Consider the following 22,545-nt stretch of genomic DNA (forward strand, 5'->3'; position numbering starts at 1 on the left):
TTCCTTCTTCCGCCTCGGTTTCTTCCAGTTCTTCGGTCTCCGTTTCTGTTTCGATCTCCGTTTCTGTCTCAGCTTCTGATTCCGTTTCTGATTCCGTTTCTGTTGCAGTCCCGGTTTCCGTCTCGCTCTCTGTTTCCGTCTCGCTCTCTGTTTCCGCAGTGGTTTCTTCTTCCGCTGTTTCCACGTTATCTATTACCGCTGCTTTCACAGTAACTGTAACATCCTTATCCGCCGCGAGTTTGTATTCTCCCCCTTCCGGCCTGAGTTCCTGGTTATCTGCCTTAACGGTAACAGAGGTGCCGTCTTTCACTTCAACTTTGAATGCCAGCTCTTTTCCTTTTTCCATCTCCAGCGTTCCGGTGATTTCCTGGCCGTCTGCCTTGAGAATTCTGGCATCGCCCTCTTTTTGGAAAGTTACCTTCCATACGGATTCCTGTGTTGTTTCTTCCGATGTGGTTTCCGTTTCCGCTGTTTCCGTTATGGTTTCTTCTTCAGAGGGTTCCTCTGTATCGGTCTCCGCTGCAGACGAGGTTTCTTCCTGTACATCTGTCTCCATTTCGTTTTCCGATGCCTCTTCCGATTCCGGCGCCGCTTCCGAAGGCACTTCTGATTCAACTGCCTGCTCTGCCAGTTTCTGACTTTCGGAATCCGAATTTTCAGAAACCTCCTGTACCGGTTCTTCCGAAGCGGCCTGCTCTGTTTCTGTTTCCGCCGCAGCCACTGTAAGGCTGTCGTTGCCAACCGTTGTGGCTATCAATACGAAAGCCAGTAAAAACGCCCATATTCTCTGCACTCTTTTTACTTTTTTCATCCGATTTTTTCTCCTCTCTGCTCTAAACCATCTATTTCGTTTATCTTCCTGTCTGTTTCGTCCGTTTTCTTGACAGGTACTGCGTTCTGTACTGCACTGTCCATGAGCTTTATCAACTCCAGCGCACTCCGGAAATTTTTTGTAATCCCTTTATCTGTCCAGGAAATAGAACCCTGCCAGGTACCATTATTCTTGTTGACCCGGATTAGAAAGGCTGCCATATAGCCAATTTGATTTTTTCTTTCTTGTTCATTTCGCACTATTTCGCCTCCCGGGATACCTGATTATTGACTTCTGTTTTATTCTGTTAGCTTGATTATATAATTCATGCCGTAACACCAAGCGTTACATATCTGAAAATAATTAATTTTTTTAACTATTTTTTTCGACAAAAAAATCGCCCGGAAATATAAATTTCCGGGCGGTCTTCTCCATTGTCTGCTTTTATTGAATTTTATGTCCAGTCCAGATCAAAAAGATTTAGCTGTACCACTTCTTCAACAGGCTTTTCCTTTTTCGCCAATTCCCTCACCGCACCCTCTTCCGGGATTTCCGGGAGGAATACGGATGGTTCTCCAGATGTGGTAATAACAAGTTCTTCGGCAGCACGGGTCATGCCTACGTATAAAAGGCGCCGTTCTTCTTCCGGTTGTCCTGCTGCCGTTCCCAGCTCCAGCGGCAGAAGGCCTTTCCGTATGCCATATAGGAATACGGCAGGAAATTCCAGCCCCTTGGCTCCGTGGAATGTCATAAGCATCACTGCATCTGCCGGGAATCTGCGGCTTCCGCAGCGCCTCACATCTCCCTCGGACCCAAAAGATATTGTTTCAAGAAAACGTTCCATAGAAGGATTGAGGACCGCGGCGTTCAGAAGCTTTGCCATGGCTTCACAGTCCTCCAGTTTCCGGTCTGCCATCCAGCTTTCCAGCAGTTTATCTGCTTTTTCCCTGCGGACCTTTTTTCGATATTTTGTTTCCAGCGCGGATAGTTGTTCCTCCGCAAGTTTGTCCTCCGCAGGCCAGAGCAGCCTCCGGCAATACCTCCGGGATAACGGATCCTCCGGGCAAAGCAGAGTCTGGAAGAAATACAGGGTACCGCGGACGTTGCTGTCCAGCAGGAAATCTTCACGTCCGGCCACCACATAGGGGATTCCTTCCTGCCGCAGACACTTTTCCAGAAGCTGCGCCTGCCTGTGCGTCCGGTACAGAACAGCGATATCGGAAAAACTTCTGACCTTTTTTATTTCCCCGCTATAATTCTCTTCCACATCCAGCATATCAATGCCGCCTATCAGACGGTTAATTTCCTTTGCAATAAATATGGCTTCCCCCATTTCGCCGGCCGCTTCCACCACCCGGACCGGAGGACCTGCCGGATTCCATGCCCGCATGCTGCGCTCTTCTCCTTGGTTATGGGATATTACGCCCAGAGCGCAGGATACAATTTCCGGAGTGGAACGGTAATTATCGGTCAGCCGGATTGTATGCAGTCCGGGGTAATCTGTTTCCAGACGGGAAAAACACATCGCATCGGATCCCCGGAAACCGTATATCGCCTGATCCGGATCCCCTATTACAAATAATTCCCGGCCGCATTTATTCCACACACACAGCAGGTCATACTGGATCGGATTAATATCCTGAAACTCGTCCACCAGCAGGTAACGGAATTGTTTTTCTTCCGCAGGGTGCTCCTCCCCATAAAAAAGATCCCGTGTTTTTATAAGAAGATCATCATAATCCACTGCCTTTTCCTGTTTGAGCAGGTTTTGGTAGAATAATACAGCTTCCCCGGATACAGCGTTTTGCATTCCTGCTGCGCCGCTCTTACCCAGTGATACTTCCCGAAGGAAACGGGTGGGGGAGATCTTCAGCTGAAACCTGGAGATTGTCTTACCGGCCAGCTCCTCAAGAAGCCCTTCATCCGCCACTACATAATCCTCTCCTCTGCCAGTGAGAATTTTGCTGCAGATTCCATGGAAGGTTCCGATATTTATTTCTTTTACAATCCGTTTTCCTCCGGGGAGCTTTTCCAGTCTGCTGTGCATCTCTTCCGCCGCTTTTCTGGTGAATGTAACTGCCGTGATTTCCGAAGGCTTTATTTTTCTCTCTTCCAGCAGAAAACAGATACGGGAAATAAGGGTTCTTGTTTTTCCCGCACCCGGCCCGGCAATAACGGCTATTGCCCTGTCCCTGGCCGTTACCGCTTCCTGCTGCGCCGGGCTTGGTACTTCCTCCCGGACCGTCTGAGGTTTCTTCCCTGGCTCCTCCGTTTCTTCCCCGGCAGGAACAGAAGCTTTCCCGGGCGCCGCAGCCCCCTGGTTTTGATGGGTTCCTGAAATCGGATCGGTTCCTTTGCCGTTCCCGCCGGAAACATTCCGTTTTCCGGACGTTTCCTCTTCCATAAAGAAGCTGAGCTGTCCCTCCAGGCTGTCAATTTCCGAAGGCGATAAAAGCCGGATCGTTCCATATTCCCCGTCAAAACCCGGCGTACGTTCCACCTTCCCCTCACGAAGGCGGTGTATCCCTTCCGCTACCGGTGCGCCGGCCGCTTTTTTAATATCTTCCACAGGGATGTTCCGCAGAATATCAAACTCTGCTCCCAGTTTATCCAGCATCGTTTCATATTGTTCCAAAACCTTCCTGGAAGCCGCCGATTTTCCCGTACAGGCACCGATAACCTCCGGAAGGGGAACCAGGCTTTCAAAAGGTTTGGCGCCCGCAAGCACATATTCCTCTTCCCGGTCCGCAAGCTGTTCCACTCTATGTAACACACCTATTGTCAGCTTCTTCCCGCATACAGGACATATGTTGCCATAAGACACGGCTTCGGAAGGGCTGATGCAAAGAGAACATTTTCTGTGTCCGTCAAAATGATATTTCCCTTCCTCCGGGAAAAATTCAATAGTCCCCTCCAGGCCTTTTCCCGTCTGAATGGCTTCCGCCAGCCCCTTAAACAAAAGCGGAATCTGAAAAAGAGTAGCCTCCCTTCCCAGCTTTGCGGGGGAATGGGCATCGGAATTAGAGAGCAGCTGGTAAGAATCCAGCGCTGATATCCTCCAGTTCATGGGAGGATCCGACGACAGGCCGGTTTCCAGGGCATGGACATACGGAGTCATGTCCGCAAAGCATTCCTCTATCGTATCGAATCCCGAAAAAGCCCCGAACATGGAAAAATGAGGCGTCCATATATGCGCCGGCACATAAACACCCTCCGGTACCGTTTCCAGCATTATTTCCAGCAAATCACGGCAGTCCAGCCCCAGGATAGGCCTTCCGTCGGAATGGATATTTCCGATTAGCTCCAGCCGCCGGGCCAGTCTGTCCGCCTCCTCCAGTCCGGGGAGCAGGAGCAGGCTGTGGACTTTCCTCACTTTGTCATTTTTCTTGTAAATAGAACTGATTTCTCCGGTAACTGCAAAACGGGGCCTCCGGTTATCCGGCGCTCCCGGTGCCTGGATGCGGTAAGCTTCCTTTAATGTATATAAACCGTCTTCCGCCGGTTCCAGTTTTTCCTTCAGCTCCTCCCTCCATGCCGGATGAGTGAAATCGCCTGTCCCGATAATATCAATTCCTTTTTTCCTGGCCCATAAATCCAGATATTCCGGTGTACAGTCTCTGCTGGTCGCCCTGGAATACCGGGAATGGATGTGTAAATCCCCTATATACATACCTTTATCCTCATTTGTCCCTGCTGCGCATTCTGGTTCCCTATCGTAAACAACGGATGCCGCACTCCGCGAACCATCCGTTGTTTCATTATAACTTTTCTCCGTTTTTTTCGCAAGAAAAGTCACTTTCCTTTTCCCACAGATACTTCCCTATTTCCATCAGAATTACCATAGCCAGAGGGCCTTTGATAATCCCCGATACTCCGAACAGCTTTACTCCGGTATATACGGAAAGCAGCATAAAAACCGGATATATGCCTGTTTTCTTTCCCATCAGCTTTGGCTCCAGGAATTCCCTGGCCCCCATGCAGGCGACATAAAGCACCACGCACAGAAGCGCGCCTCCAATTCTCCCGTTCACCAGCTGCCAGAAAGCGGTCGGCATGAGCACGATACCGGTCCCGATAAACGGCAGGGCATCCAGGATTCCTGCCAGGATCCCAAGGATAAAGCCGTTTCCCACTTTGCCTATCCATAAACCAAGACAACAGATTACCATAATAACCAGAAGGATCAGCACCTGCGCTTTCAGATACACCGCCACCAGATGGATAATCCGCTCCCCGATGCCGAATACCTTTTCCAGAGCCTGCGCGCCTTCTCCTCCCTCCTGCAGCCGTTCCACCATTCCGTCATAATCTTTGCACAATAAAATAGATGCGATAAAGCTCACGCCCAGAAATGCAGCTACAGAAATAATTTTTTTCAGATACCACCAGGATTCCTTCATCATCTTAGGGAAAAAATCCACCTTGAGATTTTCTATGAAAATATCAACCCGCTCCAATACCACCTGCTCTACCTTTACCGCATCGACCCCAAAATGCTCCTGTGCAAACAGACAGCAGTCTCCAAAAAAGTACCTGACCTGTTCACACATGCCATCCCAGTTATCCGTAAGGACCCGGAACTGCCCCAAACCGCACTGCAGCAGGATCCAGACGAGGACCAGAAGCAAAACCGCCGCTCCGCCCATCATCCCTGCAAGCAGGATTTCCTTTCTGATATGGGTTTTCCTTTGTACTCTGTTCAGCCAGGGATTACAAAGGAAAACAATACAAAAAGACAGCAGGAAGGGGGCAATGAGCGGAAATAAATAACGAAACCCAATAAATACACCCAATCCTGCCGCAGCGGCAAAAATCCACTTTTTCGGACCTTTTTCCAATAGTTTCCCCATACCCGTTTCACCCGTTTCTTTCAAAATTTTCACGAGATTAGTATAAGGATTTCTATGAAATCTATCCTGTTTTAAATGAAGATTCAGGCTGCCAGTTTCAACCACCGGCAGCAACTTTTCTTTCGGTTTGTTAGCTTATAGGTTTGCAGTTTTGAGAAATAATATGGCGAATTTTAAAAGGGTACTTGAAAAATTCAAATACCCCAAATAGCATCCACTTACAAGTAATCAAAAGATAGTGATGTGTCTGATGATTGCCCTTCGGATTCCTACGTAATTTTTAGTTACCAGCTATCCTCTATTGCAAGTAGAGGATAGCTATTTTTTGTTCTGATGGTGGTCTATTTCAGTTCAGCCGGGTCTCCAGGCGGGCCGCACTTTCCGCCAGTCCCATGATAAGGAACAAAAACGGCGTACAGCAGACCTGCTGGTAACAGAAAAAATTATGTCCTGCATAAGCCAGAATGCAGAGCATACCGGCCAGTATCAGCAATGCAGGCCACGTTTCCTTCTCTCTCTCCCCGCCGCATCTGTTTTGTCCCCAGGCCCGGTAAAACCGCCGGACTCCCAAAACGAACAGGGAAAGAAAGGATACAAGTCCCGCCATACCGGTACAGATAAGCAGATTCAGGAATTCATTATGGGCATTGGTAAGGATGTCGGGCTTCCAATACTGATACAGCCGATCTGCAAATTCCGGAATGCTGTAGCTGTAGACCTGGAAACAATCCGGTCCCACACCGACAAGCTTTTGCAGCCATGGCAGTCCCGCATAAATCTCTGCGGATATTTTCCAGGTAAATCCTCTGTCACTTCCCCATTTATCGTTAAACAGCAGATACTGGTTCCGGAATGTTATCCCAAACCATTTTTGCCAAAGACCAGCTGTATTCCCTGCGATAAGTACCAGCACCAGCACCGCAGCCGCCAAAACTGCGATAAGGCAGATCCGCCGGAGCATTTTGCCCGTTTTCCCCCATTCTGCTTCCCTAACGGCTTCTCCCTTTTTTTCTTCCCAATGAAGCAGCCAGATCAAACATCCGGAGGAACACAACAGAAGCAGCCAGGACAGCCATCCCCTGGAAACAAAGGTGGACAGCTTTCCCAGCTCCAACGCCCGATCCGCAAATCCCCACTGCAGGAAACCAATCGCTTTAAAGGAAGCCGCCCCCAGAATTACCACCTCCAAAAAACGCTCCATCTTATGCGGACTGCTGCAGGCCGCCGCAAACAGACCTATGAAAAGAAGGGCAAGGGAAGCAAAAGCGCTGTCGCTGTTCTGTGTTACCAGGGTCATAAAACCCAAAACACAATAAAGTCCTGAAAAAATACGTATTTTTTGATCTTCCGCCGCAAAAAAAATACAGATCCCTATGGCGAAAACGGTACAGACATAGCTGGAATACCAGGTGGCCTGCCCGATTGTGGACAGAAACAATATTTGATAGGAACTGTCGATCCCTTTATACATCCCCAGCGGATCCACACCGAAACGGTGGAGTACCCCCAGGGCAAAGGTTATCCCTGAACCGGCAAAAAAACCGTAAAATAGCAGTTTCCCTCCCAATCCGATCCTGCTTTTCCCCTTCGCTTTTTTCCATGGAAAAAAACGGGAAATCAAAAAATACGAAGCGCCCATAAGAAGCTGGGTGCGCAGCCCCATGTTCCAGCCTCCCACGCCTTCCCAGGCATCCTTGGGGAAGGCACTGAACACATAGGAAAGAACCGAAGCGGCCAGATACAGCAGTACGCCCATATCCACAGGGGATATTTCCCCGCGCCATGCTGTTCTCTTCCTTTCCAATACCTTTCCCGCCAGAACAACGGCGCCCAGCACCGCAGCCGGGATCAAAAGCAATGTGGAGGTCCCTGAGAAAAAGGAAAATTTATACCCTCCGATTTCATGATATTTATTCCCAAAATACAAAGGAAAAACCGTGAGCATCAGAAACATCCAGCAGCCCGTCAGAAACTGGGCGGCATCCCGGATATTTCCCAAAAACCAATCCGTCCCTTTCTCTTTTTCCGGCACTGCTTTTTCTTTATCCGTCACCGCTTCCTCCTGCCCTTTCCTTTCCGTCAGCTGTTCCATGGAAATTCCTCCGTCTGAAAATCCATCCTTTTACCCGTAACCGGATGATAAAAACATAAATGACAGGCACATAAGCAGATCCCGCCTATCCCCTGTTGCATGGAATATTCCCTGCTTTTTTCACTGCCGTACCTGGTATCTCCCAGCAATGGCAGACCCGCATGGGCAAACTGTACCCGGATCTGGTGATGGCGTCCGGTCAGCAGCCGGATGTTAACCAGGGCCTGCTCCTCCTGCATTTTGACCGCTTCATAAACCAGCTCCGCCCGTTTGGCATCCTTCGTTCCCGGCGGGACCACTGCGGAGGTATTCTTTTTTCCGTCACGAAGCAGATAGTCCGTCAGGGTAATACTGCGGCCGGGTACAGGATCCGGATCCGCTTCGCCGGTATAAACCAGCGCACAATAATCTTTTTCCATAAAGCGGGCCTGCTTTTTATTTTTCCCGGTTTCCTGACCGGAACCATGGGCGGCCTGACGGCTCAACTCTGCAGCCGCCTCCGGCGTTTTTGCAAAAACAAGGATTCCGCAAACAGGCTGATCCAGCCGGTGCACCACACCCAGATAGGGATTCCTCCCGCCCAGGTAGTTTTTCAGTTCACTGACCATATCCGCTTCCCCCAGCCTGGCACTCTGTACGGCTATGCCGGGAGGCTTGAAGCAGACGAGTATGGATGTATCTTCTGCCAGTATTGTAGCTTTCATGATTGTCATTTATCCCTTCAGTCCATATTCTTTGCTTTTCCAAACCGAAAAATACGGCCCAACCCGTGACGAAGTCATGGCTTGGGCCAAGAAACAGGCCAGGCTGGTTAGTTCCCTTATTTTTTTTATTATAGCATTGTTATACTTTTTTTTCCAGTTATACAAATGGGGGCCAGTGCGCAACCGATGGCTATCGGTCACTTTTCAATTACATTTCAGAATCCATCACTTTGCTTCCCCACCGGAATGTTCCGGCAGGAATCCCCTTCTGCTTTGCCATCTGATCCGCCATCAGCTGTAAAGGAAGAATCTGAACCAACGGCGCAAGGTACTCTTCCGTTTTCTCCAATTCTATAAGGAACAGCCTTTCACCCGGCTCAACCGGGCAGCCTTTCTCCGTGATTACTACCGCTGTCCCTCCTTTTTCCACAATGTTTTCAGCCATTTTACAGTTCATAACGGCACCGGGGCCGGAAGGTGCAAAAATAATCGCATGAAACCCTTGTTCCACCATTTCCAACGGCCCATGCTTAAATTCCGCTTCATCAAATGCCATAGCCGGAAATTTTACAATTTCCCTGAAAAATAAGGCGCCTGCCTGAACGCTTCCCAGCGAATATCCTCTGCCCATAATAGAAACGCAGGAACAGTCTTTCAAAAAGGCCTGTATTATCTCTTTCCACCTATGCTTCCCGTCCAGTACCTTCTCCATGTAAGAAACGCTCTTTTTTATTTTTTCCAACATGCTGCCTGTTCTGCCTTCAGCAATTGCCGAGGCCAAAAGCAGTGTGATACAGACGGATGCCATATAAGTCCTTGTTGTAACCGCTTCTTCTTCCATTACATGCAGAGGAAGTACCAGGTTTCCCCTTCGTGCCAATGTACTTGCCGTATCATTCGTGACAGCAATTACCATGATATCCTCAGGAAGCTCCTGAAGTAAATGGACCATTTCCGCGCTTTCTCCGGATTGTGAAATAAGAATCAGCAATGTATTATTATCAAGGAAATCCTTTTCGTAATAAAGAAGCTCGCCTGTTGAAATCACCTGATTATCCACACCATGCTGTTTTAAATAAATTCCCGCCCCTATGGCACAAAAATGAGAACTTCCCATTCCTGAAAAAACCAGCTTTTTAAAAGGTCCATTATATAATTGACATATTCTTTCCAATAGCCCGGAGCTTTCATAATATTCCAGGCACCCCATCACCTGTTCCGGCTGGGTGAGGACATCCTCCAGATAGTTCCCCATATGCAATCTCCTCCATATCTCTTCCGCTGCCTATGTAATAACCGGCGGCCCGGTTTCCTAAACGTAAGGATTCCTCTAAACCCATTCCCCTTAACATGCCGGTGCAGAATCCGGCGTTAAAATGATCGCCTGCTCCGGTGAGAATTACGGGATTTTCAATTTTTTCTGTTTTTACATATACTTCTTCTTTGTTCCAAAAACATTGTGCCCCATCGCTTCCGTGAGAAACAATCATACAATCCGGAAGCCCTTCCGCCAATATTCTGCCCGCCGGTTCCTCTGTTTTTATCTTCCTAAACTGCTGTGTGAAACTTTCCTCCTCCTTTTTGTTCAGTCCAAGAATCACCTTTTTCCGCTTTGCCAAACGCTTCAGCAGGGAAGCAAGCCCTTTCATATCTTCCTGACTTCTTGCCGATAAGTCAGCCAGATCAAAAAACAGGAATTCCGGCATTTCCGGCTCCGTAAGAAATGGTTCCAGATATAAAAGAATATCATTCATATATAAAAAGGCACTCCAGTTAACAATCCCTATCAGACTGCATTCCTTCCAGATACGAATCAGTTCTTCCCAATTAATACGGCTTATGAAGTCCTCACAGCTCATTTCCATACTATCCAATTGTCCCAGCATAAGCTTGCCGTTACCAAACTCCAGGGCGGTACAGCGGTTAGCCCGTCCTATGCTCATCCACGCCACCCTGTCGTTTACTTGTCCGATTAAATCTCCACAGCCGTCAAGCATACCCATACAGGTCGTGGGAATTCCCAATGCGGCCATTGCACCTGCCATCAAAGGCCCATTCCCCCCAAGCCTTACCCCGGCCGGCGACAGCTCTATGTCCGAGCTTCTGCCGCAGTTATTCAGCAGATACCTTCCTAAATCCTCCATACTGTCCCAAAACACACAGCCTTCTCCGGTTCTTTCTTTAATCAGCCTGTATATTTCATCCCGGTAGCCGTCAAAACCAATAAAACACTTTTTTTCCATCTCTTTACCCTTTCACCGATCCTACCATGACCCCTTTTACAAAATACTTCTGCACGAAAGGATAGACTACCAGAATAGGTAATGTGGTTATAACAATAGTCGCTGCCCGGATAGACTGGGACGGAGGGACAACATCCAGGGAATTATAGGCCTCCGCGCCCAAATCCCCGATACTTGAAGCGGCCGTAATGATATTCCGCAGAATGTTCTGCATAGGCAGCAGCGGGGTCTTGTTGATATAAAGCATAGCGTCAAACCAGGCATTCCAATGGCTTACCGCATAGAACAGGCCGATTGTGGCAATGGAGGCCTTGGATAACGGAAGCACTACTTTGGTCAAAATCTGTACGTCATTCGCCCCGTCAATAACAGCCGCCTCTTCCAGGCTTTTAGGTATCGCGTAGAAGAAATTCCTCATGATAAGCAGATTCCATGTATTCACCAGACAAGGCAGAACCATGGACCAGCGGGAATCAATCAGCCCCAGCCCTTTTACCAGAATAAAGGTGGGTATCAGCCCTCCTGAAAAAAGCATGGTAAAAAATACGAATCCCGTAATAACCGTCTTACCCTTCAGGTTGTCTTTGGATAAACCATAAGCGAGGGATATAGTAACCGCCAGGTTCAGAACGGTTCCCACAAAGACACGGAACAGCGTGTTACTGTAGGCCCGGATTATATTCCTGCCGCTGGCAAACAGCATTTCATATGCGGAGAAATCAAAATCCTCCGGAATGATAATGAAGGTCCCCCTCCGCGCAATTTCCGCCTCACTCACAAAGGAAGTCATTACCACTGTAAAAACAGGCACAATTATCAAAAAAATAAACAGGCACATCAGCAAGACATCCACCGCCTGAAAAATGGTCTCGCCGGACAATTTCTTTTTCATTACCAGATTCCCCCCTGTCCCATTTTTTTAGTAATCTTATTCGTACCCAATACCAATATCAAAGAAATAACGGAAGTAAACAGATTAACCGCAGCCGCAAAGGAATAATTCTGGTTGACAACGCCTTCCCGGTATACATAGGTGCTTATAATATCGGCAGTCGAATATATTTGCGGGGAATACAGCAGCAGAACCTTTTCATATCCCAGGTTCAGAATACTTCCCACCCTTAGAATCAGCATAATAGTAATAACCGGCATGATACCGGGAATCGTGATGCTTACCATCCGCCGCAGTACCCCCGCGCCGTCAACCATAGCCGCTTCGTACAATTCCTTGTCGATACTCGTCATGGCTGCAATAAAAACTATGCTTTCCCATCCGATACTCTGCCACACCTCCGAAATGGTATATATACTCCGAAACCATTCCGGCTGCCCTAAAAAGGGAATCGCTTCCCCACCGAAGGCTGTGACAATCGCATTAACAAGTCCGCCGTCTACCGAAGTGAGGGTACGTATCATGCCGCAGACAATTACAGCGGACAGGAAATGGGGCAGATAAGAAACTGTCTGTACCGTTTTCTTAAAAAACTTCCCCTTTAATTCATTGATAAAAAGCGCCAGAATAATAGAAAGCGGAAAACTCCAGATCAAAGAATAAATGCTTAAAAGCAGTGTATTTCTGATTAACCGGAGACAGTAGGCAGATTTAAAAAATTTCAGGAAATGCTTCCATCCAACCCAATCGGAAGTAAAGATACCCTGGATCCCCCAAAAAGGCTTGTAATCTTCAAAGGCAATGACAATACCAAACATAGGCAGATAACAGAAAATAAGATACCAGAGCAGACCAGGCAGCATCAGAAGATAAATAAACCGGTCTCGCTTCAGGTAATATCTTAAAGGCTTTTTCTCTTTTTGCTTCATGTAATTTCTCCCCTGCGGAATCGCCCGGAATAATTATTCGTTGAATCACTTTCTCACGTACTGTGCAGTAAATGCACAGTACTGAGTGAACAGTAACAATTATTCTTCTCAGACAGTTCCTTACTATACAGGCAGCCGGGTTAACGGCTGCCTGATCGTTTTATCCTCTTTCATGAAATCAGTGTAACTGTTAAGTGCCTCCGCAGTTACAAATCATTCTCCCTTTAATTGGTTATATTGCCTTGTGTATTCGTTAATATAATCATCCAGCCCCATCTGATAACAATCCTCAACAAATTTATCCCATGTATCAAAGGATCGGGTCCCGTTAACGAACTTAACCAGCTCTTCATCCTTAAATGTGTTCAGGTCATTTAAAGTAGGAATATTCTCAGCCAGAGAAACGGTATCCCAATTGATCCCGCTTTCAATTCCCGGATCGATTGTGGCGTCAAAATCATCCAGATGCTGCTGCAGCCAGAGATTCTCCATGGTCTGAATCCCTTCCTCATCGTATTCTGTGGTTTGAATTTCCAAAGGCAGCCCAAGGGAAACGAGGAAATCACGGGCATAGGTAGGGCCGCCCTCTATAGGAAGAACCGCTTTGTTCTTTTCCGCGTCCTCCACATCCGGATTATACTTCCAATACTTTCCTTCCAGGCCGTACATTTCGTTGGTATAATTCTCCCATTCAAAAGACCACTCCACAAACTTCATAACTGCTTCCGGATGTTTGCATTTGCTGCTGATGAGCATACCGTTGGTCCCGCCCAGCGCTTTTGTCTGTATCAGGTTTCCGTTAGGCCCTGTAATTCCCGGCTCATTGATTCCGTAAACATAAGTATGCTTGCTTCTGTCAAAATCCTTTAGATTCTGTCTTAAAATAGGTTCATTCACCATTATCCTGGAATACCAGATTGCTGATGCTCCTACCGCGCCTTTCGCAATCTGCTGTTTAATGGTATCCACATCCATGGTAAAACTTTCCTTATGGATTATGCCGTCTTTATACCATTGGTTCAGCTGTTTCAAGAAATCGACATATCCGTCCGCTATCCATTCCGGCTTTACTTTCCCGTCTGTTTCATCCAGCCATTTCCCGTTTCCTGTTTTTACATATCCCCCAAGAAAAACCGACTCCACCCTGTCCAAGACGTCTGTGGATCCTCCCTTTTCCAAAATCAGGGGAATTGTTTCCCCATTGCCATACGGATCCAAATCCTTAATTTTGTATAGGTACTCGTTCAGTTCGTCAAATGTTTCCGGCATTTTCATTCCAACCAGATCCAGCCAGTCATTCCTTACAAAGACCTGATAAGGTGTGGTATCCGTCATTCTGGGAACCGCCCAGATCGTGCCATCCTGATCCGTAACGCCGTTCCATGCTCCCCATGGCTCCCACAGATCGTACAATTCCTTGGCTTCCGGTGCTTTTATATAGTCCGTCAGCGGAAGGATAATCCCGTCTTTGGCATAATCCCCCCAGTTTCCCCACCAGGCATCGATCTGATCGCCGCCTGCCAGCAGCAGGTTCAGCTTTTCCGTAGCCGCCGCTCCGTCGGACGGCGGCATGATGATCTCCACCTTTACACCGGTTTTCTCCAGAATATAATCCTGCATTTCCTGGTATACGGAAGTGTCGCTTCCTGCTTCCGCTCCCGCCACGGAGAATGCCCCGGAATTATTGTATATAACAATCGTGGGCGCTTCACCCTCCTGCGCTTTTGCTTCACTCTGCGCCTCTGTCTGCGGACTGCCGCTTTCCGTGTCCTTTGCCTCAGACGGTCCGGCCGTCTCCGCCGCCCCGCAGCCTCCTATCATACCCATAATCATTGCCGCCGAAACCAGCAATGCCAATCCTTTTTTCCGCTTCATGCAAATACCTCCTCCTCTTTTCCTGTTACCACTCGTACCTTTTCAATAACAACGTCTTTACTTTGCCCGCAACACCTCTTTCATATAAAATAAAAAGCCCCTTTTCATCTGCACAGATATCCGCATACCCGCCATTTTCATCTACTTCCGTCACCGGCTTCCATGTCGCTGCATCATCCGGGCTTTCATATACCGTCAAATGAATCCGATCCCCATAAAAATGCACGGGATCACGATGGGCACAGTTCACAAAATATAAGTTTTCTCCCGCCCTTACCATGCTTCCAAAGCAGGTCGGGTCCGGCAGGGAAGTCTCGTTCCATACCGCTTCAAGTCCCGATAACCCACGGTCCGCAATACCCATCACCCGGCATTTTTCATATCTCTCGTTACGGAAATTAAAAAGGAATTTCCCTACTGACAACTGGGCCACCGTCGTTTCATTGGCATTTTCAATCCCTTGTGTCATAAAGCCCGGCTTCCAGCTTTTTCCCCGGTCATCACTGTAAATGCATCCTGCTGCGGAGGGGAAATGATTTTTTATCCGTCCTGACTTGTCCAAATCCAGCCGTATTTCCCCCCTGGCAAGCCATATGGGTACCACCAGCCTTCCTTTATCCGTTACGATTCCATGCCCCGGACCGGAAGCACATACATTCCAGCACCATGGCAGCGCCCGGAAGCAATCGGTGATTTCCACGGGCTTCCCAAAGGAAATTCCTTCATCCTGGCTGCAGCAGTACCACGCCTTTTCATAGTCCTGGTGGAATAGCAAATGCACCCTTCCGCCATCCGCAATGAGTACCGGATTACTCCAGGTAATAACCCTGTCCCCGTTTTCCCTGTCCGGTATTTCATGGGGATAAACCGGACTGCCGAATGTCTTTCCGCCATCCACGCTGCGCCTGACCGTTATCCACACAGCCGACCAGTCATTTCCTGCTTCCTTCCTGGATTCATACGCGATAAGAACCGTGCCTTTTTGGGTAATGGTGACTGCAGGAATACGGTACTCCATAAACCTGCCTGCCCCATATTCTTCTATTTTTGTTGTATATACCAGTTTCAATCCAAATCCCCTATTTCATCTAATAGCCGTTTCTCCTGTTCCGTAACAGGACTGAACGGAGGCCTGCAGCTGCCGCAGGAAATACCCTTTCGTTCCAACAGGTATTTCACTGCCGTGATATCCCGAACACATAAAAGCCTGTCAATAATACGGCATGCCTCATGCTGTATCGCTTCCGCTTCCTGCATATTTCCTTCCTCGTATGCATGCAGGATCCGCTTGAACTTTTTCAGCATAAAGTTATAGGTACTTCCGATAGCTCCATCCACTCCCACCGGAAGGGAATACAAAAAGGATTCATCCTGTCCGAACATAATCTTCAGTTCCGGGTAACGGGTGCGGATCCGTTCCAGTTCATATAGATTGGAATCCGTATATTTCAGCCCGCCTACCCTGCAATGTTCCATTATTTGTGCCAGATTGGAGGCATTGATTGTCACTCCTGAATATTGGGGGAAATTATAAACCACCACCGGTACATCCACCGAATCCGAAATGGTTTCATAATAACTGACAATTTCTTCAAATTTAAAGTCATAATAAAAGGGCGGCACGCTCGATACGGCGCTTGCCCCAGCCTTCTGCGACTCCCGGGCCAGATAAGCTGCCTGCTTCGCTCCGATTTTTCCCACATGGGCTATTACCGGAACCCTCCCTTCCGCCGCCTCGGCTACCGCAGCGGTAATGCGTATTCTTTCTTCATCCGTTAAAAGAAAGCACTCCCCCGTACTCCCGGTGACATAAAAGCCATCCGCACCTTCCTCCAATAATAAACGGACAAGTTTTTTTAATTCTCCGTAATTTACATTTCCTTCCCCGTCAAATGGTGTTACCAATGCGGGAACAATCCCTTTCAGTTCCATACGTCCCCATTTCCCTCAACTTTCTTCTTTTTCTGTTTTTGTATTTTTCACAAAAAGTAAATTATCCCATGCAGCTGCGCCGATACTGCTTTTTCTTACTATCAGCTTCGGATGGATCAGGCGGAAAAGCTCCTCGTCCCTGCTTCCGTCTATTATCCCCTTAAGCATTGTTATCCCCTCCTTTCCCATCTCCACCGCTCTTGGCGATACCGAAGAAAGCGGGACGGACAGCCGGTTGCAGAGGTTACTGTCGTCATTGCCCACAATTTTTACATCCAGTCCCGGCAGAAGCCCTCTCTCCTGTAAAATTGTATAGAGTACGGTGGCTGTTGTATCATCAAAGCAAAGCACGCCGTCAGGATAATCCTCTCTGTCAAAAATAGACCTTATACGTTGCTGCAGCTCCTCTTCCCCATAGTTCCCAAGAATCATTTCCTTCTTTTCCACTTTTTCGGAACTGCTTCTAAGAGCGGTTTCATAACCATAATACCGTTCTATGGCGGTTGAGTATTTTCTCTGCGAGAAATAAGACAGCTTACGGCAGCCCTGGTCAATCAAATGTCTGGCTGCCATAAAAGCGCCATAATAATTATTTACCCCGATAAAAGGGACATCCAGGCCATCAATGCTCCGATAGCAGATTACAAACGGAATACTTCTTTTTTTTAATTGTAAAAAGGAATCAAAACTCTGTTCTGAATTGATAATAGGAATAATAATACAGCCATCTGCCTGCATATCTATCATTCTGAGAACATTGCTTCGCTGCCTCTCCGGAGAATTATCACTGCTGGAAAGCACAACATTGATATTATGGGCGGAAGCAAACTGCTCAATGCCGGATATAAACTGGGGATAGATATCTCCCATAATAGATGGTAAAATCACCCCTACATTGAGCATCTTCTGCAGACGTCTGCCCGATATATAGGTTCCGCTTCCTTTTACAGAACACAGATACCCCTCCTCTTCCAGTTCTGATACCGCCTTATCGATGGTATTCCGGGCAACTTCAAATTTTCTGCTTAAAAAGGTCCGTGAGGGTATTTTACTGCCCGCTTTCAGACCTGAAATAGCCTTTATTATTTCTCTTTTTACTTCCTGATATCTGAGCGGCATCTCCTATCCTTCCTAAAAAGCGCAAAAATATTGTGCATATCGCACATATTTATGCCATATTTTCCCATAGTTTTTATATATATTTCTTACACTGTAATTCTAATCAAAGAAGGTGAGAACGTCAATAAGTTCGGCATTTATTACGCATCTTCTTTTATTATTGAGCAGATATGTAGTATTCTGCTTATTTTCAGGCATCTTTTTTATAAAAAAAAGACCGATATCGGCCATTTTTTTATGGCAGATATCAGCCTTCCTGTGAACTTTGTTATTTTAGTTCCTTATTTATTTTGTCAAGTTTTTCCTGCAAATACCGTTTATGATATTTAAGCTGCGCATACCTAATGACCTTCCCATAATACACCGGATTCCCTGCCCCTCCCACAATACCGATAAGCGGAAGCCCCTGTATAAACTTTGCAAGGAGCATATCCAGTGCAAATACATCCGCCGTCCTCCTGATCTGCTGTGTAACATCATCTTCAGCATGATTTCCATGCCACTCTTTCGCAAGGATCCTATCCACCTCAGCATTCACCCTGACCCATTCTTCACCATGGGATAATGAGGCCTCCATCATCTTTAGAATCAGCAGCTTTTCCTCCGTTGCGTCATAGGTAAAACCATATTGAAGTGCTGTTTCATAAATCCCCCGTAAAATAAAACCGGTAAAAACCACAATATCCGGAAGCCCGATCCCCAACACTCCCAGCCCAATCCCCTCGGCGGCAGTAACCGCCATATCCCTGACCCCCGAGGCTCCTGCCTTTTTCCGAAGCTGTTTCAGTTCCTTCCGGGTTCCTTTGATACCTATCGCGTAGTTCTGAATCTCATAATCCTTTTCAAGCTGATCTTTCCGGATGGTTTTCTCTATAATCCCCGTACCCTGTTCAAATACGACGGAAAAGGCCTTACAGAAAGCGGCCCGCAGATTATCGTATATCTTAACCGGAATTTTCTGTTCCAGTTTTTCTTTCCATACTAAAACAGAAGGACCGACGGTACTCTGACGCATTGCCGCTTTTTCCAGCCGTTCCTCCTGCTTTGTTATATACTTCCATTCTTTTTCATATGCTGTTTTTGTTCTGCTGTTTTCATCCTTTAAAAACATGGATACCTCACAAGTCAATTCCTTACAAGCCGGTCTGTTTTCTACAGTACCCACCCCAGAATCGCAAACGATTTGGGATTTCAGCTATACCTTAAACCGGTACCCAACGCCCCATAATCGCAAACGATTTGGGATTTCTGCTATACTTTAAACCGGTACCCAACGCCCCAAATCGTTTCAATATACTGGGGATTGGCCGTATCCACTTCTATCTTCTCCCGGATTTTTTTGATATGCACAGTAACGGTTGCGATGTCACCGATGGAATCCATATCCCAGATTTCACGGAACAGCTCTTCTTTGGTGAATACATGATTGGGATTTTCCGCCAGGAAAGTGAGCAAGTCAAATTCCTTGGTGGTAAATGCCTTTTCTTCCCCATTGATATAAACACGTCTTGCCGTTTTATCAATACGGATTCCACGGATTTCCACGATATCGTTGGTTTTCTGCTGGGAGCTCACCAGCCGGGTGTACCGGGCAAGATGAGCCTTTACCCTGGCGACCAGTTCACTGGGGCTGAACGGTTTTGTCATATAATCGTCGGCTCCCAGACCCAGTCCTCTTATTTTATCAATATCGTCCTTTTTCGCAGAAACCATGAGTATGGGAATATTCTTTTCATCCCGGATACGGCGGCAGATTTCAAAACCATCCATTCCCGGAAGCATTAAATCCAGGATAATGAGATCGTAATCGGAACTCACAGCCCGTTCCAGCCCTTTATCCCCTTCATGCTCTATTTCCACCTGAAAGCCTGACAGCTCCAGGTAATCCTTCTCCAAATCTGCAATTGCCTCTTCATCTTCAATAATTAATATCTTATTCATTTTCCTCTGCCTCCCTGTATTTTCTGATTACGAAATGTAAACAGGTACCTTCTCCTTCCTTACTGGTCGCCCAGATGTAACCGCCATGATCCTCAATTATTTTTTTAACAATAGACAGGCCGATACCGCTGCCGCCCATGGCGGAGTTACGGGAAGCGTCCGTGCGGTAGAACCGTTCAAAAATATTTCCCAGATCCTTTGCCGCTATGCCTTTGCCGTTGTCGTCTATTTCCACCCGGATGGAATCCACCTCATCCAGGATTCGTATGTTGATAATTCCTTTTGGTTTATCAATATATTTAATGCTGTTTCCGATAATGTTGTTGATTACCTTTTTCAGCTGTTCCGGATCCGCGATAATCCGGGTATCGGGATCCACCAGATTGGAATAATTCAATTCGATGTCTTTTGACTCCAGATCAAGACCCACATCCTCCACGCAATCCTGGAAGAATTCGGCTACATTGATCCGATGGAAATTATAAGGTATCCGGTTGCTGTCAATTCCCGAATAATAGGTCAGCTCATTGATCAGCCGGTTCATATCGTTGGCTTTATTGTAAATGGTTTTGATATAACGGTCTATTTTCTCCGGCGTATCCGCCACACCGTCCATAATCCCTTCCACATAACCCTTTATAGCTGTAATAGGCGTTTTCAGGTCATGGGAAATATTGCTCACCAGCTCTTTGTTCTGCCGTTCATTCTGTATTTTCTCTTCCGTAGATTCCTTCAGACGCAGACGCATATCCTCGTAGTTGCGGTAAAGCTCCCCGATTTCATTGGTATCCTCTGAAGTGAGGGTGTATTCAAAGTTCCCCTCCGCTATATTCTGCATGGCTACATTCAGCCGGTTGATAGGGGCAAATACACTTTTATAAATCCATTGTGTCAGAATAATACTGGTAACAATGAGAATAATTACAATAGCAAAGAACATATAAATAAGGAGCGCCTTGGATATGACGCTGTTTACCCTGGTAATGATAAATACGCTTCCTTCCGACCCGTCGGAAAAATGGAAATCTATTTGTTTTACCAGCTTCTGCATATCATTATAGTAATATCCGGCATTGGTATCCCGGCTTTCAAAGCCATATGCGGGAAGCCTGCCAAATATTTTCTGGGTTGCGGTTTCATTCCCCGAATAATATATGCTGTCGCCTTTCCTTACTAATATATAGGAAGAACGTTTAAAAGCGTCCTCGTTCATCGCCGCCAGGTAGGTTTTGTCCTCCAGCAAGGACGGATCCGACTCTGCAGTCAGTTCCAAATCACAAAAAATATCATCAGTAATATCACTGAAGGAAGCGAGGGAATCGGACATGGTGCTGTAGTCCGTGGTTTCAAAACCATAACTTAAATCAGAATTGTGTACCAATACAGCTCCGATAGCCAGAAATGCTATCGCCGACAGAACCAGGGGCAGCAGGATGACGGTTAAAAATGTGATAATTAGCTTCGTTCTGAATTTCATTGCATATCCCTATCCTTCCCTGAGTATCCGATGTTATACCGCCATATGACTCATACCCGCTGCGCGGGCATGGCCTCCGGCGGAATATAGCGCCCGGATTTCTGCGGTGAACGCAGAAACCGGATGCGCAGGCATGGCCTCCGGCGGAATATAGCGCCCGATTTCTGCGGTGAACGCAGAAACCGGATGCGCAGGTATAATGTCCATTCTGTGGACATTATACCATAGAAAGAAATCCTAAATATAAAAACGGGAAAATAAATTTATAAAAAAACTATAAAAACGTTGACAAAAAGAAATTGCTTTGCTATAGTAACAGTAACAGTTATCGTTTTTAACAGAAAGGAGGCGCGGGATGACGCTGAAATACAGCCGTCAACGGGAAGCCATCAAAGATTTCCTGATGACAAGAATTGACCATCCGACGGCAGATGTAGTTTACAGCAATGTGAGAACAGAATTTCCTAACATCAGTCTTGGTACTGTATACCGAAATCTTACGCTGCTGGCAGATCTTGGCGAGATTGCAAGATTACGCGTCGGCGATGGTGTTGACCATTTTGATGCAGACACCAGCCCCCATTATCATTTTGTCTGCAGCGAGTGCGGCAGTGTGATTGATTTGGATATGGAGAATATCGATAATATCAATCAGACAGCAGCCAAAAATTTCGACGGACAGATTACAGGTCATGTCACTTATTTTTACGGCCTGTGTCCGCACTGTAAAGAAAGTAAGCGTAAGGCTCTTTCTTAAGTTTCAAACTGCCATCCACAACTCCCGGTTAACCGGTGCAGTTGTAACAAAATAAAAATTATTATTATAAAAGGAGAAAAAGATTATGAAATTTGTATGTCAGGTATGTGGTTATGTTTATGAAGGCGAAAAAGCACCGGAGAAATGTCCTGTTTGCGGCGCACCCGCAGAGAAATTTACCGCACAGAGCGGAAAAATGGAATGGGCTGCCGAGCATGTTGTAGGTGTTGCTCAGGGTGCAAGTGAAGATATTATGGAAGACCTGAGAGCTAACTTCGCAGGAGAGTGCTCTGAAGTAGGTATGTACCTTGCTATGGCAAGAGTAGCTCACAGAGAAGGCTATCCTGAAATCGGCCTTTACTGGGAAAAAGCTGCTTATGAAGAAGCAGAGCACGCTTCCAAATTCGCTGAACTGCTTGGCGAAGTAGTAACCGATTCCACAAAGAAGAACCTGGAAATGAGAGTAGAAGCAGAAAACGGCGCAACCGCTGGTAAATTCGACCTGGCTAAGCGCGCAAAAGCTGCTAACCTTGACGCTATCCATGATACCGTTCATGAAATGGCAAGAGATGAAGCCCGTCACGGCAAGGCATTCCAGGGCTTACTGGAGAGATACTTCGGTAAATAATTATAAGAACTCCTCCAAGAGATCTATATAAACAACACAAAGGACATCCCGGTTTCTGTATGGAAACCGGGATGTTTTTTGGTTAATAACTCAAACTTTGCAGTTGCCGAATGGCCTTCCGCCGGCTGTCTGCGTGGCGTTGCAGGGACTGAAAAGGAATTTTCACAGGTCCGTCAGTCTGGACATTCCGATGAGCCCAGGGACGTCAAGTGTGTCAGATGAGGCTAACACACTTGACTGGTCTCATCTTCATAGCCTGAAAGGTACCTGCGAAAATTCCTTTTCAGTCCCTGCA

Annotated in this window: 19 protein-coding genes; 2 read left to right on the top strand and 17 right to left on the bottom strand. The window is 46.9% G+C overall.

Going from position 1 to position 22,545, the window contains the following annotated elements; genetic code table 11:
* The 17 genes from DXA36_RS33240 to DXA36_RS31435 form a co-directional block, all read right to left on the bottom strand.
* A partial coding sequence (locus tag DXA36_RS33240) for a hypothetical protein (protein WP_207666394.1) occupies positions 1-811 on the bottom strand: 811 nt, incomplete at its 3' end.
* Entirely contained in the window at positions 808-1,071 is a 264-nt protein-coding gene (locus tag DXA36_RS31360; protein ID WP_118683354.1) for a hypothetical protein, read from the bottom strand. The genes DXA36_RS31360 and DXA36_RS33240, both read right to left, overlap by 4 nt.
* Before the next feature lie 194 nt (positions 1,072-1,265).
* On the bottom strand, positions 1,266-4,481 hold the full coding sequence (locus tag DXA36_RS31365; RefSeq protein ID WP_118683383.1) for a UvrD-helicase domain-containing protein: 3,216 nt from the start codon (positions 4,479-4,481) through the stop codon (positions 1,266-1,268).
* Between the two features lie 88 nt (positions 4,482-4,569).
* Positions 4,570-5,661: an AI-2E family transporter gene (locus DXA36_RS31370; protein WP_147366668.1), complete on the bottom strand. Its 1,092-nt coding sequence runs from the start codon at positions 5,659-5,661 to the stop codon at positions 4,570-4,572.
* Between the two features lie 346 nt (positions 5,662-6,007).
* Positions 6,008-7,753, bottom strand: a complete 1,746-nt coding sequence (locus DXA36_RS31375; RefSeq protein WP_118683358.1) for an O-antigen ligase family protein — start codon at positions 7,751-7,753, stop codon at positions 6,008-6,010.
* The gene (locus tag DXA36_RS31380; RefSeq protein WP_330425133.1) at positions 7,741-8,466 is read right to left on the bottom strand and encodes an RluA family pseudouridine synthase; all 726 of its coding nucleotides are present in this window, start codon (positions 8,464-8,466) and stop codon (positions 7,741-7,743) included. Before DXA36_RS31380 ends, DXA36_RS31375 begins: the two co-directional genes overlap by 13 nt.
* Before the next feature lie 199 nt (positions 8,467-8,665).
* The gene (locus tag DXA36_RS31385; protein ID WP_118683360.1) at positions 8,666-9,712 is read right to left on the bottom strand and encodes an SIS domain-containing protein; all 1,047 of its coding nucleotides are present in this window, start codon (positions 9,710-9,712) and stop codon (positions 8,666-8,668) included.
* Positions 9,645-10,700: a PfkB family carbohydrate kinase gene (locus DXA36_RS31390; protein ID WP_118683362.1), complete on the bottom strand. Its 1,056-nt coding sequence runs from the start codon at positions 10,698-10,700 to the stop codon at positions 9,645-9,647. Before DXA36_RS31390 ends, DXA36_RS31385 begins: the two co-directional genes overlap by 68 nt.
* A 4-nt stretch (positions 10,701-10,704) precedes the next feature.
* The gene (locus DXA36_RS31395) at positions 10,705-11,592 is read right to left on the bottom strand and encodes a carbohydrate ABC transporter permease (RefSeq protein ID WP_118683364.1); all 888 of its coding nucleotides are present in this window, start codon (positions 11,590-11,592) and stop codon (positions 10,705-10,707) included.
* Entirely contained in the window at positions 11,592-12,521 is a 930-nt protein-coding gene (locus DXA36_RS31400) for an ABC transporter permease (RefSeq protein ID WP_118683366.1), read from the bottom strand. Before DXA36_RS31400 ends, DXA36_RS31395 begins: the two co-directional genes overlap by 1 nt.
* 213 nt (positions 12,522-12,734) lie before the next feature.
* Positions 12,735-14,396, bottom strand: coding sequence for an extracellular solute-binding protein (locus DXA36_RS31405; RefSeq protein WP_118683368.1), 1,662 nt, complete (start codon positions 14,394-14,396; stop codon positions 12,735-12,737).
* A gap of 25 nt (positions 14,397-14,421) precedes the next feature.
* Positions 14,422-15,465 (bottom strand): sialidase family protein, encoded by a 1,044-nt coding sequence (locus DXA36_RS31410; protein ID WP_118683370.1) that lies wholly within the window; start codon positions 15,463-15,465, stop codon positions 14,422-14,424.
* The gene (locus tag DXA36_RS31415; protein ID WP_118683372.1) at positions 15,462-16,328 is read right to left on the bottom strand and encodes an N-acetylneuraminate lyase; all 867 of its coding nucleotides are present in this window, start codon (positions 16,326-16,328) and stop codon (positions 15,462-15,464) included. Before DXA36_RS31415 ends, DXA36_RS31410 begins: the two co-directional genes overlap by 4 nt.
* A 15-nt stretch (positions 16,329-16,343) precedes the next feature.
* A complete protein-coding gene (locus DXA36_RS31420; RefSeq protein WP_118683374.1) occupies positions 16,344-17,447 on the bottom strand; it encodes a GntR family transcriptional regulator in 1,104 nt (367 codons plus the stop codon).
* A 268-nt stretch (positions 17,448-17,715) separates the two neighbouring features.
* The gene (locus tag DXA36_RS31425; RefSeq protein WP_118683376.1) at positions 17,716-18,558 is read right to left on the bottom strand and encodes an EcsC family protein; all 843 of its coding nucleotides are present in this window, start codon (positions 18,556-18,558) and stop codon (positions 17,716-17,718) included.
* Between the two features lie 140 nt (positions 18,559-18,698).
* Positions 18,699-19,388 carry a response regulator transcription factor gene (locus DXA36_RS31430; RefSeq protein WP_118683378.1) on the bottom strand — a complete coding sequence of 230 codons (690 nt, stop codon included), beginning with the start codon at positions 19,386-19,388 and terminating at the stop codon, positions 18,699-18,701.
* A complete protein-coding gene (locus DXA36_RS31435) occupies positions 19,381-20,865 on the bottom strand; it encodes a sensor histidine kinase (RefSeq protein ID WP_118683380.1) in 1,485 nt (494 codons plus the stop codon). Before DXA36_RS31435 ends, DXA36_RS31430 begins: the two co-directional genes overlap by 8 nt.
* A gap of 355 nt (positions 20,866-21,220) precedes the next feature.
* Here DXA36_RS31435 and DXA36_RS31440 point away from each other — a divergent pair, with 355 nt between their 5' ends.
* Positions 21,221-21,622: a Fur family transcriptional regulator gene (locus tag DXA36_RS31440; RefSeq protein ID WP_118683382.1), complete on the top strand. Its 402-nt coding sequence runs from the start codon at positions 21,221-21,223 to the stop codon at positions 21,620-21,622.
* An 82-nt stretch (positions 21,623-21,704) separates the two neighbouring features.
* Positions 21,705-22,250 carry an NADH peroxidase gene (locus DXA36_RS31445; protein WP_025486236.1) on the top strand — a complete coding sequence of 182 codons (546 nt, stop codon included), beginning with the start codon at positions 21,705-21,707 and terminating at the stop codon, positions 22,248-22,250.
* Positions 22,251-22,545: the final 295 nt, after the last annotated feature.

This window comes from Eisenbergiella sp. OF01-20 (assembly GCF_003478085.1).
GTDB lineage: Bacteria > Bacillota > Clostridia > Lachnospirales > Lachnospiraceae > Eisenbergiella.

Coding starts and splice junctions, on each gene's coding strand:
- DXA36_RS31365 (WP_118683383.1), bottom strand. CDS start 4,481: ATGTATATAGGGGATTTACACATCCATTCCCGGTATTCCAGGGCGACC.
- DXA36_RS31370 (WP_147366668.1), bottom strand. CDS start 5,661: ATGGGGAAACTATTGGAAAAAGGTCCGAAAAAGTGGATTTTTGCCGCT.
- DXA36_RS31375 (WP_118683358.1), bottom strand. CDS start 7,753: ATGGAACAGCTGACGGAAAGGAAAGGGCAGGAGGAAGCGGTGACGGAT.
- DXA36_RS31380 (WP_330425133.1), bottom strand. CDS start 8,466: ATGACAATCATGAAAGCTACAATACTGGCAGAAGATACATCCATACTC.
- DXA36_RS31385 (WP_118683360.1), bottom strand. CDS start 9,712: ATGGGGAACTATCTGGAGGATGTCCTCACCCAGCCGGAACAGGTGATG.
- DXA36_RS31390 (WP_118683362.1), bottom strand. CDS start 10,700: ATGGAAAAAAAGTGTTTTATTGGTTTTGACGGCTACCGGGATGAAATA.
- DXA36_RS31395 (WP_118683364.1), bottom strand. CDS start 11,592: ATGAAAAAGAAATTGTCCGGCGAGACCATTTTTCAGGCGGTGGATGTC.
- DXA36_RS31400 (WP_118683366.1), bottom strand. CDS start 12,521: ATGAAGCAAAAAGAGAAAAAGCCTTTAAGATATTACCTGAAGCGAGAC.
- DXA36_RS31405 (WP_118683368.1), bottom strand. CDS start 14,396: ATGAAGCGGAAAAAAGGATTGGCATTGCTGGTTTCGGCGGCAATGATT.
- DXA36_RS31415 (WP_118683372.1), bottom strand. CDS start 16,328: ATGGAACTGAAAGGGATTGTTCCCGCATTGGTAACACCATTTGACGGG.
- DXA36_RS31420 (WP_118683374.1), bottom strand. CDS start 17,447: ATGCCGCTCAGATATCAGGAAGTAAAAAGAGAAATAATAAAGGCTATT.
- DXA36_RS31425 (WP_118683376.1), bottom strand. CDS start 18,558: ATGTTTTTAAAGGATGAAAACAGCAGAACAAAAACAGCATATGAAAAA.
- DXA36_RS31430 (WP_118683378.1), bottom strand. CDS start 19,388: ATGAATAAGATATTAATTATTGAAGATGAAGAGGCAATTGCAGATTTG.
- DXA36_RS31435 (WP_118683380.1), bottom strand. CDS start 20,865: ATGAAATTCAGAACGAAGCTAATTATCACATTTTTAACCGTCATCCTG.
- DXA36_RS31440 (WP_118683382.1), top strand. CDS start 21,221: ATGACGCTGAAATACAGCCGTCAACGGGAAGCCATCAAAGATTTCCTG.